This is a genomic window from Duganella margarita (assembly GCF_009857535.1).
Classification (GTDB): Bacteria; Pseudomonadota; Gammaproteobacteria; order Burkholderiales; family Burkholderiaceae_D; genus Rugamonas; species Rugamonas margarita.
Map to the genome: position 1 here is coordinate 1 of NZ_WWCS01000002.1, position 14,701 is coordinate 14,701.

14 protein-coding genes and 1 pseudogene are annotated in these 14,701 nt (G+C 62.7%); 8 read left to right on the top strand and 7 right to left on the bottom strand.

Annotated elements, in window-relative coordinates:
* Positions 1-207: 207 nt before the first annotated feature.
* The 4 genes and pseudogenes from GTP55_RS02500 to GTP55_RS02515 all read right to left on the bottom strand — a co-directional run.
* A complete protein-coding gene (locus GTP55_RS02500) occupies positions 208-3,792 on the bottom strand; it encodes an ABC transporter permease/M1 family aminopeptidase (RefSeq protein ID WP_161043417.1) in 3,585 nt (1,194 codons plus the stop codon).
* 9 nt (positions 3,793-3,801) lie between these two features.
* On the bottom strand, positions 3,802-4,695 hold the full coding sequence (locus GTP55_RS02505; RefSeq protein ID WP_161043418.1) for an ABC transporter ATP-binding protein: 894 nt from the start codon (positions 4,693-4,695) through the stop codon (positions 3,802-3,804).
* Between the two features lie 180 nt (positions 4,696-4,875).
* Positions 4,876-6,072 carry an ABC transporter permease gene (locus GTP55_RS02510; protein ID WP_161043419.1) on the bottom strand — a complete coding sequence of 399 codons (1,197 nt, stop codon included), beginning with the start codon at positions 6,070-6,072 and terminating at the stop codon, positions 4,876-4,878.
* A gap of 3 nt (positions 6,073-6,075) precedes the next feature.
* Positions 6,076-6,738: pseudogene (locus tag GTP55_RS02515) on the bottom strand (ABC transporter ATP-binding protein); the annotation flags it as partial.
* Between the two features lie 230 nt (positions 6,739-6,968).
* Here GTP55_RS02515 and GTP55_RS02520 point away from each other — a divergent pair.
* The 3 genes from GTP55_RS02520 (at position 6,969) to cysS (ending at position 9,616) form a co-directional block, all read left to right on the top strand.
* Positions 6,969-7,403, top strand: a complete 435-nt coding sequence (locus GTP55_RS02520; RefSeq protein WP_161043421.1) for a hypothetical protein — start codon at positions 6,969-6,971, stop codon at positions 7,401-7,403.
* A gap of 50 nt (positions 7,404-7,453) precedes the next feature.
* Positions 7,454-8,095: a 2-polyprenyl-3-methyl-6-methoxy-1,4-benzoquinone monooxygenase gene (coq7, locus tag GTP55_RS02525; RefSeq protein WP_161043422.1), complete on the top strand. Its 642-nt coding sequence runs from the start codon at positions 7,454-7,456 to the stop codon at positions 8,093-8,095.
* Between the two features lie 150 nt (positions 8,096-8,245).
* Positions 8,246-9,616, top strand: a complete 1,371-nt coding sequence (cysS, locus tag GTP55_RS02530) for a cysteine--tRNA ligase (RefSeq protein ID WP_161043423.1) — start codon at positions 8,246-8,248, stop codon at positions 9,614-9,616.
* Here cysS and GTP55_RS02535 read toward each other — a convergent pair.
* Entirely contained in the window at positions 9,613-10,038 is a 426-nt protein-coding gene (locus GTP55_RS02535; RefSeq protein ID WP_161043424.1) for an OsmC family protein, read from the bottom strand. The two genes, cysS and GTP55_RS02535, sit on opposite strands and share 4 nt — an antisense overlap.
* A 222-nt stretch (positions 10,039-10,260) precedes the next feature.
* On the opposite strand from GTP55_RS02535, the gene rplM reads away from it, so the two are divergent.
* Both rplM and rpsI read left to right on the top strand, forming a co-directional pair.
* Entirely contained in the window at positions 10,261-10,689 is a 429-nt protein-coding gene (gene rplM, locus GTP55_RS02540) for a 50S ribosomal protein L13 (RefSeq protein ID WP_056157909.1), read from the top strand.
* A 9-nt stretch (positions 10,690-10,698) separates the two neighbouring features.
* Entirely contained in the window at positions 10,699-11,091 is a 393-nt protein-coding gene (gene rpsI / locus GTP55_RS02545) for a 30S ribosomal protein S9 (RefSeq protein ID WP_110847422.1), read from the top strand.
* 3 nt (positions 11,092-11,094) lie between these two features.
* Here the strand turns inward: rpsI and GTP55_RS02550 are convergent, their stop codons facing one another.
* Positions 11,095-11,268 (bottom strand): hypothetical protein, encoded by a 174-nt coding sequence (locus GTP55_RS02550; protein WP_161043425.1) that lies wholly within the window; start codon positions 11,266-11,268, stop codon positions 11,095-11,097.
* 58 nt (positions 11,269-11,326) lie between these two features.
* Here GTP55_RS02550 and argC point away from each other — a divergent pair, with 58 nt between their 5' ends.
* A complete protein-coding gene (argC, locus tag GTP55_RS02555; RefSeq protein ID WP_161043426.1) occupies positions 11,327-12,364 on the top strand; it encodes an N-acetyl-gamma-glutamyl-phosphate reductase in 1,038 nt (345 codons plus the stop codon).
* 85 nt (positions 12,365-12,449) lie between these two features.
* A complete protein-coding gene (gene erpA / locus GTP55_RS02560) occupies positions 12,450-12,800 on the top strand; it encodes an iron-sulfur cluster insertion protein ErpA (RefSeq protein WP_110847420.1) in 351 nt (116 codons plus the stop codon).
* Positions 12,801-12,844: 44 nt separating this feature from the next.
* On the opposite strand, the gene GTP55_RS02565 is transcribed toward erpA, so the two are convergent.
* On the bottom strand, positions 12,845-13,963 hold the full coding sequence (locus GTP55_RS02565) for an FAD-dependent oxidoreductase (protein WP_161043427.1): 1,119 nt from the start codon (positions 13,961-13,963) through the stop codon (positions 12,845-12,847).
* 72 nt (positions 13,964-14,035) lie between these two features.
* Between GTP55_RS02565 and GTP55_RS02570 the strand changes: the two genes are divergently transcribed.
* Positions 14,036-14,701, top strand: a complete 666-nt coding sequence (locus tag GTP55_RS02570; protein ID WP_161043428.1) for a TetR/AcrR family transcriptional regulator — start codon at positions 14,036-14,038, stop codon at positions 14,699-14,701.

Here is a 14,701-nt window from a genome sequence, read left to right on the forward strand (position 1 = left end):
ATGAAACAGGCAGGGGTACCTATCTGACCCACGGGCTTAATGGCCCACAGTCTGGTCGGCATCACCCTGCCTGACCGCTTCACCTTTCTGATTATCTGATGGCGACGCGGTACGTTCAATATACGAGGTCTCCCATTTCTACACGAGCTCTACCGTAGCGCACGCTACGGTAGAGCTCGTGTAGAAATGGGAGACCTGACCCCGGGTTTATTGCGCTTGCAGCTCGACGTTGATCATGTTGTCGTCGGGCTTGCGGTCGATGAGTTTGTTGTCGGGGTCGATGCCGGCTTTGGCCGGCCGGCCGCTGACGATCACCGTGTAGCGGTTCTCTTTCTGCTCGATCAGCTTGCGCTCGCGCAGCAGGCTGTTGCCATCCTTGTCGTCGACGCCGATGTCGATCCAGTCCTTCAACGCCACGTCTTTTTCCTCGCCCTGTTCACCGGCGCGCACCTTGGCCGCGTTGACGGTGAAGCTGACTTCGTATTTTCCATCGCTGAGCTTGCGCGCGCTGGCAGCCACGGCGTGGTTTTCATACAGTACGATGTGGTTGAACAGGTCATCGATCAGGTAGGCCTGGTCGGGCGGCGTGATCTGACGCAGCGCCGCCACCAGCACGTCCACGCCCGGATACGGTCCCGTCTTGCGGCCGTATTGCGCCAGCATCTCTTTCAGCGCGGCGTTGACCTTGGCTTCGCCCAGGATGTCCTGCAACTGGTACATCGCCAGGCTGCCCTTGCGGTACTGGATGTAGTTCTGGTTTTCATTTTCCGCCAGCGGCAGTTCTTTCTTGCGCTCCAGCGCGCGGCCGATCAGGTACTGCTCCAGGTCGTAGTGCAGGAAGCGCCGCATCTTGCTGGGGCCGAAGCTTTTCTTCATCACCATCAGCGCCGAGTACTCGGCCAGCGTTTCGCTCAGCACGGTGCTGCCGCGGGTGTTGCCGGCCACTAGCTGATGGCCCCACCACTGGTGCGCCACTTCGTGCGCGGTGATGTAGAACGGGTAGTCGATGTCCTTCGGATTCTTGTCGTTGACCTTGGCGATGAAGCCCACCGATTCCGAATACGGGATGGTGTTTGGATACGATTGCGCAAACTGCGCATAGCGCGGGAATTCGACGATGCGCACCAGCTTGTGCTGGTACGGCCCGAAGTTCTTCGTGTAGTAATCGAGCGATTCCTTGATGCCCTTGTCCATGCGCTCCAGGTTGTACTCGTGGCCGGGATGGTAGTACAGCTCGATGCCGACGTCCTGCCACCAGTCGCGCTTGACCAGGTAGCGCGCCGACTGGAATGCGTACATGTTGAGGATCGGCTGTTCCATCTTGTAATGGAAGTAGCGGCGGCCCTTGCTGCCCCAGTCCTTGACCAGCGTGCCCGGCGCAATCGCGGTCTGGTCGGCGCTGGTGCTGACGGTGGCGTCGAAGTTGATCCAGTCGGCGTCGTTGCCGGCGAAGTTGTTGGCCAGTCCGGTGGCATCGTCGCGCGGCAGCATGCGTTCGCGCGCCGCCAGCTGGTGTTTCTTGCGGTCGCGCGCGTCGTTCAGCTCCCAGTCCTGCTGGTAGCCGATGTGCGGCATGATGCCGTTGTTGAAGAAGGTGCCGTTGGCGATCACCGGGGTGTCCTGGCCGAGGCCGAGGATGCCGCCCGGTTCGTAGCGCAGGTCGAATTCCATGGCCAGCTGCGCACCCGGCGCCAGCGGCTTGCTCAGCTTGTAGGTGTAGAAGCCCAGCGCGCGGTCCTGCAGGCCGTTGCGCACCGGCTGGTCGAAGCGCACCCGGTACAGCGTGGTGGCGTTGTCCTGCGAGACGATGATGTCGCTGACCGGCTGTGCGCTCTTGTTCTGCAGCACGTAGCGGCCTTTGATGTTGAGCGTGCGCTGCGCCGGCCAGATGTCGACGTTCAGCTTGACGTCGTTGATGCGCGGCTGCGGGATCACGGCGTATTGCTTGTACTGGCGTTCGTAGTCGGCCTTGTCGGCTTCCTTGCGGTAGGCCGATTTGTAGTGGTTGGCGATGTGCTGGTTGTAGAACAGCACGCCGCCGGCGCCGCCGAAGATCAGCACGCCGATGGTGATGCTGGCCAGCACCGGCATGCTCAGCGCCTGGCGCGCCAGTTGCAGGCGCTGGCGCCAGCCGTCGTTGGTGCCGCGCGCCCAGAACAGCAGCGAGGCCACCACCAGCAGCAGCGCGGCGCCGGCCCAGTAGGCTTCGTACCAGCGCTCGCGCAGCAGGAAGTGGCCGTAGCCGTTCATGGCCGAGTAGGTCAGGCCCGGCATGTTGCCGTAGATGAGCAGCGGATTGTCCAGGCCGACCGTGCCGGCCGTCACGCTGATGATGTAGTAGACGATCATCGCGAAGTAGGCGAGGTAGCGCTGGTTGATGATCACTTGCAGCGCGATCGCCAGCACCGCCGTCAGCGCGTAGCCGGGCAGCAGGATCAGGAACAGGTGGCGCAGGTACAGGCCCGGCTCCAGCAGGAAGTAGCCCTGGCAGATCTGCACCGCCATGCCGCTCAGCATGACGATAAACAGCAGCAGCGCCTGCAGGCCGATCAGCGCGAACAGCTTGGACAGCAGCGGCAGCCAGCTCGGCACCGGCAGCGCGTCCAGCATCTGCGCCATGTGGGCCTCGCGTTCGCGCCAGATCAGTTCGCCCGCGTAGAAGGTGGTGATCACCATCATGAACAGCGCGAAGGTTTCGCTGACCACTTCCAGCACCTGGTAGGTGACCGGGTAGGTGTTGGTGCCGTACATCGAGCCTAGGTCCAGCGCCGACGCCAGCATCATCAGCACGCCGGCCAGCACGATCACCAGGAAGTAGATGTTCTTGGTGGTTTCGCGCAGGTTGAGCCAGCTGCTCTTGAGCAGCAGCCAGCCCAGGCTGCGGGCCTGGAAGTCCGGCGCCTCCTGCGTGTTGGCCGAGGTCTGCGACAGCTGCTGTGGCATTTCGCCTTCGCCGGTACTGCTGCTGCGGCTGTGGCCGCTATCGCTGGTGGCGATGAAGTGGAAGCGCCAGTAACCCATCAGCAGGCCCAGCAGCGCGGCCGAGGCCCAGATCACGCGGTTCAGCAGGTACACGTCCTGTGGCCAGAACATGCGGGTGTTGCGTTCGACGATGGGCCAGTATTCGGTCAGGCGGATGGCTGCGGTGGTGCCGAACGGGTCGATCAGGGCGGCGAAGGTTTTGTAGTCGAGGTCGCGCGCCAGGCCGGGCGCCACCATGTAGCCGACCAGCATCACCACGCTGGCGATGTAGACCGGCAGCATGCGCCGCGTCAGCGCGGCGAGGATGAAGAACACCGCGCCGAAGATGAAGATATTCGGCAGGATGACGATCAGGTAGGGGATCAGATACGCCAGCGCCGGCGGATGGGCCAGCCGCTCGGGATCGACGCCGGGGATGAAGCTGCCCAGCCACGCGCCCAGCACGATGCTGGTGAAGATCACCGCCAGCGTCAGGTAGGCGCCGAGGAAGCGGCCGAAGATGTACTGGTGCTTGCGGATCGGCGCGCTGAAGAAGAAGTGCTGCATGCCGTATTCGAAATCCTGCTGCACCGAGCGGCCCATCATGGCGGCGATCACCACCACCCCCAGCGAGCCGAGGAAGCTGGTGGTAAACATCAGCGAGCGCGGCGAGTCGATCAGCTGGCTGCCGAAGGTGATCGAGGCGCCTTTGAAGAAGCCGCCGGCGGCCATCATCCACAGCATGGACAAGGCCAGGAAGCCGAGGAAGTAAACCCAGGTCGATGGCAGCTTGAGGCGCTGGCGCGCTTCGAAGAGGGCGATGGCAAGCATGGGCAGTCCTTAATCGCAGCTGTTGGCGGCGCGGTGGCGGCCGGCGATGGTGGCGAAATAGACATCTTCCAGGTCGCCGATGGCTTCCTCGAAGCCGTCGCCCGGGTCGTCGTCGCTGTAGACGTGGATCAGCGTGCGGCCCGACAGCAGGCGCGACGAAATCACCGGGTGGCGCAGCTGGAACGACTGCAGGTCGCTTTTGTTGATGAAGCGGGCCCAGATCTTGTCGCTGACTTCGTGGATCAGCTCCTGGGTCGGGCCGCACAGCAGCAGATGGCCCTTGTTGATGATGGCCATGTTGGCGCACAGGTCGGCCACGTCGGACACGATGTGGGTCGACAGGATCACGGTCTTGTCTTCGCCGATGTCGGACAGCAGGTTGTGGAAGCGCACCCGTTCCTGCGGGTCGAGGCCGGCGGTGGGTTCGTCGACGATGATCAGTTTGGGGTCGCCCAGCAGCGCCTGGGCGATGCCGAAGCGCTGTCGCATGCCGCCCGAGAAGCCGCCGAGGCGCTGGTGGCGCACTTCAAAAAGATTGGTTTGTTGCAACAGTCCGTCGACCACCTCGCGCCGGCGGTGGCGGTTGCTCAGGCCTTTGAGCACGGCGAAGTGGTCCAGCATTTCGTAGGCGGTGACTTTGGGGTAGACGCCGAAGTCCTGCGGCAGGTAGCCCAGCTGGCGGCGCAGCTCGTCTTTCTCGTCCAGCACGTCGAGGTCGCCGAAGAACACCGAGCCGGAATCGCATTCCTGCAAAGTGGCCAGGGTGCGCATCAGCGTCGACTTGCCGGCGCCGTTCGGGCCGAGCAAGCCGAACATCCCGGCCGGGATGGTGAGCGAGATCTTGTCCAGCGCCACCACGCCATTGGCGTAGGTCTTCGACAAATTGCTGATGCTTAATTCCATGCTAACTCCTGATTCCGCGCGAACAACCACTTTTCACATGATGGCATTGTATTGAATTTGGTCCACACTGGGGGGCGCCATTGCGATGGGCCGCATTATGCTGCGCCAGAGTGCAAAATTGGCGGCACAGACCGCAGGCTGGGTTCGGTGGTTGAATAGACAACTTGAAGCTGGGACGCCTTAGTTCCTGAACAACACCTGCTCGCGGTGGAACCACCAGCGGCACAGGGCCAGCAGCAGGCCGGCGGTTAGCGCGGTGGACAGCAGGATCACCGAGAACATGCGGTAGTCCATGGTGCCCTTGACCAGTTCCTTCATCGCCAGCGCCACATTGGTCAGCGGCACCATGGCCCAGCGCCAGTTCAGTTCCACGCCCGGCAGCAGCGCCACCAGCGTGGGCAGGATGGTGACGATGATCAGCGGCGAGATCATGCCGGCCGCTTCCTTGTAGCTTTTGGCATAGATCGAGATCGACAGCAGGATGGCGGCGAAGATGGCGGCGGTCGGCACCAGCATCAGCGCCACCATCGCCAGGTCGAGCGGGCCGATGGCGTGCAGCATCTGCACCAGTTCGCTGCCGGCCAGGCTGCCGAAGAAGTGGATCAGCACCCCCACGCTGACGATCATCAGCAGCGCCGAGGTCAGGCCGACGGTGAATAGCATCAAAAACTTGGCCAACACGATGGCGCTGCGCGAGACCGGCGCCAGCAGCAGGGTTTCCAGCGTGCCGCGCTCCTTCTCGCCGGCGCCGGTGTCGATCGCCGGGTACATCGCCGCCATCAGGCACACCATCAGCAGGATGTAGGGCAGCATGCCGCCGATCACCGCGCCCATCTGTTCGCGCTTGTCGGCGGTGGAGTGGTCTTCCAGCCGGATCGGATCGAGGGTGTAGGCCAGTTGTTGCGGGCTGAGGTTGAAGCGCGCCATCGCCTGTTCCCGCAGCGCGCCGTTCTCGGCGCCCAGCACCGCCAGCACGCGCTTGCGGGTGACGTCGACCGTGGCGGCGCTGTTGTAATGCAGCTCGATCCTGCCCTGTTGCTGGGCCGCCAGCTGGTCGCTCAGGCCGGCCGGGATCACCAGCGCAAACTTGATGCGCTCGGCGCCGATGGCGGGCTTGATCTGGTCCTGGCTGGCCAGCACGATTTCATGGAAGCCTTTTTCGCGGGCGAAGCGTGCCGCCAGCTGCGGCGCATGTTCCTTGCCAAATACGGCATACGTCATGTCGGCCGTGCTGGCCTGCTTGAACAGCGTCGACGACAGGTAGCCGAAGCCGGAGAAAATCAGCGGCATGCCGAACACCGGAATGAACACGGTGAAGATGAAGGTGCGGCGGTCGCGCACCAGTTCCAGCAATTCCTTGAGGTAAATGGTCCACATGGCTCAAGCTCCGTGGTGGATGACGCCGACAAAGGCGTCGTACAGATCGGCGCTGCCGCCTTGCTGGCGCAGCGCATCCATGCTGCCGTGGAAGGCGGTTTTGCCATGGTTGATGATGCATACCCGGTCGCACAGTTTTTCCACTTCGTGCAGGTGGTGGGTGGAGAAAATCAGCGGGACGCGCAGCGCCTTGTAGCTGGCGATAAAATCCAGCAGGATCTTGGCCGACATCACGTCCAGCCCGGTGGTGGGTTCGTCGAGGATGACGATCTGCGGCTCATGCACCACGGTGCGGGCGATCGCGCATTTCTGCTTCATGCCGGTGGACAGCTGGTCGGCCCGCTTGTTGCCGAACTCGTGCATTTGCAGCAGCGTGAACAGCTCGTCGCAGCGGCGCTGCAGGTGGACCGGGCTCATGCCGTGCAGGCGGCCGAAGTATTCGACGTTTTCGCGCGCGGTCAGGCGGCCGTACAGGCCGGTCGAGCCGGACAGGAAACCGATGTGCTGGCGCGCCGCCAGCGGGTCGGCCAGCAGGTCGATGCCGTTGGCGCGGATGCTGCCGCCGTCCGGCTTGAGCGCGCTCGACAGCATGCGCAGTGTGGTGGTCTTGCCGGCGCCGTTTGGCCCGAGCAGGCCCAGGACTTCGCCCGGCGCGCAGCGGAAGCTGACGTCGCGCACCGCGTGGAACCAGCCGTCATGATCGCGCGGATCGCGCGCGGCCGGCGACTTGGCGCCGCGTGACGGCAGGCGAAAGCGCTTGGCCAGGTTGTTTACCTCGATCATCGGACTTGTCCCGGGGTTAAAAAGTTTCAAGAATAGCATGCAAAAATTCTGACACGCAAGCTACTGATTGTAGAGAACTCTTGCTATAGTCGCACACAGGAGCGGAGCGAAAAATGAGTCCTCAACTGAAGGAAAAAATCCTGGCGGTGATGCAGTACGGCGTCGACCGCGATGAGTCCACCGGTTTCTTCCGCGTGGCGCTGGGCCTGTATTACCTGGCCGGTCTGATGACCAAGGAAACGCTGGATTTCGCCGAGCTGGATGCCGATTTCAACCGCTTCATCTACCACGCCATCGGCCGCGGCCACAGCATCACCAGCGTGCTGCAATATATGAGCGGCGAGAAAGTGGTGCGGGTGGTCGAGTCTAAACGTTTCCTGAAAGCGTTCGCCGAGCATTGCGATGAGGTGCCGGTGGAAAACATTCCCTTCCTGCTGGGGCTGAACCTGGGCGTTGCCAAGGACATCTCCAAGATCGACGTGCGCGGGCCGGTGGCCGACTACATCGAGCGCCAGCGGCAGCTGCGTGAGGCGGCAGACGCAAAATAAACAGGCGCTCCCTTATAATGGGATTTTCCATCGCAGACACGAGTTCGTTTATGGCCGCCTATCACCACCATCCCCTGGACCGATTCATTGCCGGCGCCGACAAGGCGCTGCGCGTCATTGCCGGCGTGGCCTCGGCATCGCGCCCAAACCCGGCGGCGCGCGCGGCGGATGCGGAAATGAGCGAGGCGGAACGCCGCCACGCGGCCGGCCTGATGCGCGTCAACCACGTCGGCGAAGTGTGCGCGCAGGCGCTGTATAACGCCCAGGCGCGCTTTGCCCGCACCGACGCGATCCGCGAACAGTTCGAGCATTCCAGCCGCGAGGAAGAAGACCATCTGGCCTGGACCGCGCAGCGGCTGGGCGAGCTGAACTCGCACATCAGCGTGCTCAATCCCTTGTTCTACGGCGGCGCCTACGCGCTGGGCACGGTGGCGGCGGTGCTGGGCGATGCGCGCAGCCTGGGCTTTGTGGTGGAAACGGAACGCCAGGTGGAAGCGCATCTGGCCAGCCATCTGGACAAATTGCCGCCGCAGGATGCCAAGTCGCGCGCGATCGTCGACCAGATGCGCCTCGACGAAATCGAACACGGCGCGGCCGCCCAGCGTCTCGGCGCGGTCAACGTGCCGGCGCCGGTGCAGGGCGTGATGGCGGTGATGGGCAAGGTGATGACCACCACCGCCTACTACGTTTGATGCTAATATTGCAGCATGATCAAGCAACCATCCCGATTCGGAGCGTGTTCCCGCAGGCCATAGAAGCCTGCTGATCGTATTTGCACATCTACAGTTTTCTAAAGGCCACAGCGAGTTTGCTCCTGTGGCCTTTTTCTTTTTGGAGCGGCCATGGAGTTGATGTTCTACGATACTTACGAGCGGCGCTTGCGTCCCTTCGTTCCTTTGCAGACCGGCACGGCGGGCTTGTACGCCTGCGGCCCGACGGTCTACGACTACGCCCACATCGGCAATCTGCGCACCTATCTGTTCGGCGACCTGCTGCGGCGCGTGCTGGCGCTGAACGGCTATGCGGTCAATCACGTGATCTGCGTGACCGACGTCGGCCACCTGACCTCGGACGGCGATACCGGCGAGGACAAGATGGAGAAGGGTAGCCGCCGCACCCGTCAGTCGGCGTGGGAGATTGCCGCGTTTTATACGCGCGCGTTCCAGCAGGACATCGCCGCGCTGCACATCCTGGCGCCGGCCGTGTGGGCGCGTGCGACCGAGCACATCCAGGAGCAGATCGACTTCATCGCCGACATCGAGCGCAACGGCTTTACCTACCGCACCGCCGACGGCATTTATTTCGACACGCAAAAGCTGGAGCGCTACGGCCACCTGGCGCGGCTGGATATCGGCGGGTTGCAATCGGGCCACCGCGTCGACCTGCGCGACAAGCGCGCCGCCACCGATTTCGCGCTGTGGAAATTCAGCGGCGCGCAGCAACGCCAGATGGAATGGGACAGCCCGTGGGGACGCGGCTTTCCCGGCTGGCACATCGAATGCTCGGCCATGTCGACCAAGTATCTCGGCGCGCTGTTCGACATCCACATCGGCGGCGAGGACCACATCCCGGTCCACCACAGCAACGAGATCGCCCAGCACGAGGCGTGCCACGCCCATCCGCCAGCGCGCTACTGGCTGCACGGCGCCTTCCTGAACGTGGACGGCGGCGACAAGATGTCGAAATCGGCCGGCGAATTCCTGCGGCTGGCCACGCTGGTGGAGCGCGGCTTCGATCCGCTGGCCTACCGCTACCTGGTACTGTCGGCGCACTACCGTTCGCCGCTGACGTTCTCGTGGGCGGCGCTGGACGCGGCCCAGACCGCGCTCGGCCGCCTGCGTCTGGCGTACCATCGCTTACCGGACGGCGGCCAGCCTGACGCCGGCTACCAGCAGGCCATGCAGGCCGAACTGAACCAGGACTTGAATACGCCGCGCGCGCTGGCCTTGATGTGGGAGCTGCTGAAATCCGACCTGCCGCCCGCAACGCAAAAAGCCACGCTGCGCTGGCTGGATCAGGTTCTGGGATTGGGGCTGGCGGAGTGGGGACCGGCAGTGCTGCAAGTGCCGGACGCAGTGCAGGCCTTGGTCGCCGCCCGCGACCAGGCGCGCCAGGAAAAACGCTGGGCCGACGCCGATACGCTGCGCCAGGCGATCGAGTCATCCGGCTTCACCGTGCGCGACACGCCAGCGGGCACCAGCGTGCAGCGTTAGGCGACTTCGACGATCTCGAACGAGTGGGTGATGTCGGCGGTCTTGCCCAGCATGATGGAGGCCGAGCAGTATTTGTCGTGCGACAGCGTGATGGCGCGTTCGACCTGCTCTGGCTTCAGGCCTTTGCCGGTGACGACGAAGTGGAAGTTAATCTTGGTGAAGACCTTCGGCTCGGTGTCGGCGCGCTCGGCTTTCAGCACGCATTCGCAACCGCGGATGTCGGCGCGGCCTTTTTTCAGGATCAGCACGACATCATAGGCGGTGCAGCCGCCGGTGCCGAGCAGCACCATTTCCATCGGCCGCGGCGCCAGATTGTGGCCGCCGCCTTCGGGCGCGCCGTCCATCGTGACCAGGTGACCGGAGCCGGTCTGGGCCAGAAAACTCATGCCCGACGGGCCATTCCAGCTAACTTTGCATTCCATTGCATTCTCCGTAAGAAAAACTTTGTCCCCATTGTAATGGAGCGCGCAAACCCTGTGTTTGTGCGGCTTGCGCCGTCGATGGGGCTTGACGGCCGACCCCACAAGCGGTTATAGTTGTCGGCTTTCCATTCGCTCAGGAAAGTAAATAAAAAGGCCGAGTCCGCTGAAGCAATGGCGGAACCACCATATGAGCGGTAATTTCTATATACAGAAAGTCATCACATGAAAACTTTTTCCGCTAAAGGACATGAAGTCCAGCGCGACTGGTTCGTGATTGACGCGACGGACAAAGTCCTCGGACGTGTTGCCAGCGAAGTGGCACTCCGACTGCGCGGCAAGCACAAACCTGAGTTCACCCCTCACGTCGATACCGGCGATTTCATCGTCATCATCAACGCAGGCAAACTGCGCGTGACCGGCACCAAAGCAACCGAGAAGACCTACTACCGTCACTCGGGCTACCCAGGTGGCATCTACGAGACCAACTTCCTGAAAATGCAACAGCGTTTCCCAGGTCGCGCTCTGGAAAAAGCCGTCAAGGGCATGCTGCCAAAAGGCCCACTGGGCTACGCAATGATCAAGAAGCTGAAAGTGTACGCCGAAGGTTCGCACCCGCACGCTGCCCAGCAACCTAAAGCACTCGAAATCTAAGGAACTGACATGATCGGTAACTACAACTACGGCACCGGCCGTCGCAAGAGTGCAGTGGCTCGCGTTTTCATCAAAACGGGCACTGGCCAAATCATCGTTAACGGCAAGCCAGCAGCGGAATACTTCTCGCGCGAAACCGGCCTGATGGTTATTCGTCAACCACTGGAACTGACCGGCAACGTTGAGCGCTTTGACATCAAAGTCAACGTGCACGGCGGCGGCGAGTCCGGCCAGGCAGGTGCAGTGCGCCACGGTATCACCCGCGCTCTGATCGACTACGATGCAACGCTGAAGGGCGATCTGGCACGCGCCGGCTTCGTCACCCGCGATGCACGTGAAGTTGAACGTAAAAAAGTTGGTCTGCGCAAAGCACGTCGCGCAAAACAATTCTCGAAGCGTTAATTTTTACGCTCTGGTGCGCTGCTTGCGGCGCATCTCCGAAAAAGCCGCCGGCCTTGTGCCGGGCGGCTTTTTTTCCATCTGGCTATGGTCATACGCCTGTCGCGCATGGCTGATAGAATTCCAGGCGTCATGCCCGCGCACGCGGGCATCCATGCTGACCCGGATCGGCCGTGCCATGGGGCCCCACCTGCGCGGGGACGACGTCGGTACATTGAAACTCTTTTAAGGAAATAACATGATCAAAGTTGGCATCGTCGGCGGCACCGGATACACCGGGGTAGAACTGCTGCGTTTGTTGGCAGTCCACCCGGATGTGGAACTGACGGCAATCACCTCGCGCAAAGAGGACGGCTTGCCAGTCGCTGATATGTTCCCATCGTTGCGCGGCCGCGTGAACCTCAAATTCTCGTCGCCGGACAACGCCGACCTGACCAAGTGCGACGTAGTGTTCTTCGCCACCCCGCACGGCGTCGCCATGGCCCAGGCGCCGGCGCTGCTGAAAGCGGGCGTCAAGGTGATCGATCTGGCGGCCGACTTCCGCATCCAGGAAAAGGCCGTCTTCGAAAAATGGTACAAGATCGAGCACACCTGCCCGGACCTGCTGGAACACGCCGCCTATGGCTTGGCCGAATTGAACCGTGAAGACATCAAAAAAGCCAACCTGGTCGCCAATCCGGGCTGCTATCCGACCACCATGCAGCTGGGCTACTACCCGTTGCTGAAGAACGGCCTGGTCGATGCCGGCTCGCTGATCGCCGACTGCAAGTCGGGCGTGTCGGGCGCCGGCCGCAAGGCGGAAATCGGCACCCTGTTCTCGGAATCGTCGGACAACTTCAAGGCCTACGGCGTGGCTGGCCATCGCCACACGCCGGAAACCTCGGCCCAGCTGCAACGTTTCACGTCGGACAAGGTCAGCCTGATTTTCACGCCGCACCTGGTGCCGATGATCCGCGGCATGCACTCGACGCTGTACGCGCGCCTGACCAAGGACATCAGCAACGAAGACTTGCAGAAACTGTTTGAAGACCAATATAAGGACAGTGCCTTCGTCGACGTGATGCCGTTTGGCTCGCATCCTGAAACCCGCTCGACCCGTGGTTCGAACATGCTGCGTCTGGCCTTGCACCGTCCGGACAACGGCAACACCGTCATCGTGCTGGTGGTGCAGGACAACCTGGTCAAGGGCGCGTCCGGCCAGGCGGTGCAGTGTATGAACCTGATGTTCGGTCTGGAAGAGACCACCGGCTTGATGCAGATTGCCCTGTTGCCTTAAAACCCGCTGTTTTTGCGGGGTCCGCAGCAGAACTTATCTTCAGGGTCTATAATGGCCTCTAATTGTTTTCTCGTAGGAGTTAGAAATGAACGCTGTTGCCGAAATGCCAGCACCTATCGTTTTCACCGATAGCGCTGCTGATAAGGTCGCCCAACTGATCGAAGAGGAAGGCAATCCCGACTTGAAACTGCGCGTATTCGTGCAGGGCGGCGGCTGCTCTGGTTTCCAGTACGGCTTCACCTTCGACGAAATTGTGAATGAAGATGACACCACCATGGTCAAGAACGGCGTCCAGCTGTTGATCGATTCGATGAGCTACCAGTACCTGGTCGGCGCGGAAATCGACTACAAGGATGATCTGGAAGGCGCGCAGTTCGTCATCAAAAATCCGAGCGCTACCTCGACCTGCGGTTGCGGTTCGTCGTTCTCGGTATAAGTTTTAGCTTTACCCGCCAAAAGGCAGCCTGCGGGCTGCCTTTTTTATTGGCTGAACATCTTGACCAGGCTGTGCGGGGAGTTGGGGCCATAGAGGATCTCATGCAGGTCGGCGGCTTCGGCGGCGGCTTGGGCGCTGCGGGGGAAGAGCGCTCGTTCGTAGGCGGTTAACGCTGCTTCGAGGTTGCCGGCGTGGGCGGCGATGGCCTGGGCCAGTTCGGCGCCGTCCAGCATGGCGAGGTTGGCGCCTTCGCCGGACGGGGCCATCAGGTGGGCGGCGTCGCCGACGAGGGTGACTCCCGGCACGCGCTGCCAGTGGTGGTCAGCCGGCAGTTGGCGGATCACGCGCAGCACTGGTGGCGTGTCGCTGTCGGTGATCAGCGCGGTGAGTGCTGGCGCCCAGCCGTCGAATTCGGCGGCGATGCGGGCTGCGGCGGCGGCCGGGTCGGCAAAGGCGTCTTCCAGCCATGCCTCCGGTTTGTTGAGCGCGATATAGGCGTGCAGGACGCCGTCCGGCTCGCGGTGCGCGAGGATGCCTTTGTCTGGCGCGACGGCAAACAGCGCCCCATCGCCGACCGCCGCAGCACTGGCGGGATGGCGGCGGTCGCTGTCGCGCAGCCAGGTTTCGATCAGCGAGATGCCAGCGTAGGCCGGTTTGGCATCCGACAGCAGCGGGCGGACCTTGGACCAGGCGCCGTCCGCGCCGACCAGCAGGCCGCAGGTCACCAGCGTGCCGTCGGCAAACGTCAGATGATGACGGCCGTCGCCGAGTGGCGTTACCTGCGTCAGCTTGCGTCCCCACTGCACCGCGTCGGCCGGCAGCGATTCCAGCAAAATGCGGCGTAGTTCGCCGCGCTGCACTTCCGGCCGGCCGCCGCTGCCGTCGTCCAATTGCTCAAACAATACCGCGCCGTCGTGGCCCAGCACGCGCGTGGCTTGCCCGCCGGGATGGATCAGCGCCTGGAATTCCTCAAACAGTCCGGCCGCCTTGATGGCCAGCTGGCCGTTGAAATCGTGAATGTCGAGCATACCGCCTTGCGAGCGCGCCTGGGCCGAGGCCTCTGCTTCGTAGATGGTCGCGGCGATGCCTTGAAGGTGCAGCACGCGGGCCAGCGTTAGTCCGCCGGGGCCGGCGCCGATGATGGCAATAGAGGGAATTTTCATATTTATCCGATAATGGAACGTTGTTCCACAAGGATTTTGCGGCAGTCAGCCAGATATGTCAAGATAGCGGCCATGGCAAAAAACACCCCCCGCCGCGAACAGGCATTGACGCGCGAGCGCATTATTGAAGCATCGATCAGTCTGCTGGACAGCCGGGGCGAAAGCGGCCTGACGTTCCGCGCGCTGGCCGAGGAATTGTCCACCGGCGCCGGCGCCATCTACTGGCACGTCGCCAACAAGAACGATTTGATGACCGCTGCCTGCGATGCCCTGGTGGCCCGCACGCTGGAGGTGCCGGTAATCGAGGCCGCGCCTCAGGATGTTATCCGCGCGGTGGCGCTCGGTATGTTCGATGCGATCAACGCCCATCCATGGATCGGCTCGGCGCTGGCGCGCGCCCCGTGGCAGTCGCCGATTGTGCGTTTGCTGGAGCGCTTGGGCCAGCAGGTAAGGGCGATGGGCGTGGCGCCGGCCGGGCAATTTGCGGCTGTGTCAGCGCTGCTGAGCTACATCCTCGGCGTCAGCGGGCAGAACGCGGCCAATGCGCAGATCGGCAAGGAGTTGGGCGGTGACCGCGAGGCGATTCTTGCGCAGGTGGCCGCTGCATGGTCGGCGCTGGATGCGGACGCCTATCCGTTCACGCGCAGCATCGCGCCGCAGTTCCGCGAGCACGACGACCGGGCCGATTTCCTCGCCGGCATCGACCTGATCCTGCGCGGGATGGCCTTGCCCGGCTAA

What these genes read in the sequence shown, in the direction of transcription:
- rpsI (WP_110847422.1), top strand. Translation starts at nt 10,699, where the DNA reads ATGATCGGTAACTACAACTACGGCACCGGCCGTCGCAAGAGTGCAGTG.
- GTP55_RS02535 (WP_161043424.1), bottom strand. Translation starts at nt 10,038, where the DNA reads ATGGAATGCAAAGTTAGCTGGAATGGCCCGTCGGGCATGAGTTTTCTG.
- GTP55_RS02570 (WP_161043428.1), top strand. Translation starts at nt 14,036, where the DNA reads ATGGCAAAAAACACCCCCCGCCGCGAACAGGCATTGACGCGCGAGCGC.
- cysS (WP_161043423.1), top strand. Translation starts at nt 8,246, where the DNA reads ATGGAGTTGATGTTCTACGATACTTACGAGCGGCGCTTGCGTCCCTTC.
- argC (WP_161043426.1), top strand. Translation starts at nt 11,327, where the DNA reads ATGATCAAAGTTGGCATCGTCGGCGGCACCGGATACACCGGGGTAGAA.
- coq7 (WP_161043422.1), top strand. Translation starts at nt 7,454, where the DNA reads ATGGCCGCCTATCACCACCATCCCCTGGACCGATTCATTGCCGGCGCC.
- rplM (WP_056157909.1), top strand. Translation starts at nt 10,261, where the DNA reads ATGAAAACTTTTTCCGCTAAAGGACATGAAGTCCAGCGCGACTGGTTC.
- GTP55_RS02510 (WP_161043419.1), bottom strand. Translation starts at nt 6,072, where the DNA reads ATGTGGACCATTTACCTCAAGGAATTGCTGGAACTGGTGCGCGACCGC.
- GTP55_RS02550 (WP_161043425.1), bottom strand. Translation starts at nt 11,268, where the DNA reads ATGGCACGGCCGATCCGGGTCAGCATGGATGCCCGCGTGCGCGGGCAT.
- erpA (WP_110847420.1), top strand. Translation starts at nt 12,450, where the DNA reads ATGAACGCTGTTGCCGAAATGCCAGCACCTATCGTTTTCACCGATAGC.
- GTP55_RS02505 (WP_161043418.1), bottom strand. Translation starts at nt 4,695, where the DNA reads ATGGAATTAAGCATCAGCAATTTGTCGAAGACCTACGCCAATGGCGTG.
- GTP55_RS02500 (WP_161043417.1), bottom strand. Translation starts at nt 3,792, where the DNA reads ATGCTTGCCATCGCCCTCTTCGAAGCGCGCCAGCGCCTCAAGCTGCCA.
- GTP55_RS02565 (WP_161043427.1), bottom strand. Translation starts at nt 13,963, where the DNA reads ATGAAAATTCCCTCTATTGCCATCATCGGCGCCGGCCCCGGCGGACTA.
- GTP55_RS02520 (WP_161043421.1), top strand. Translation starts at nt 6,969, where the DNA reads ATGAGTCCTCAACTGAAGGAAAAAATCCTGGCGGTGATGCAGTACGGC.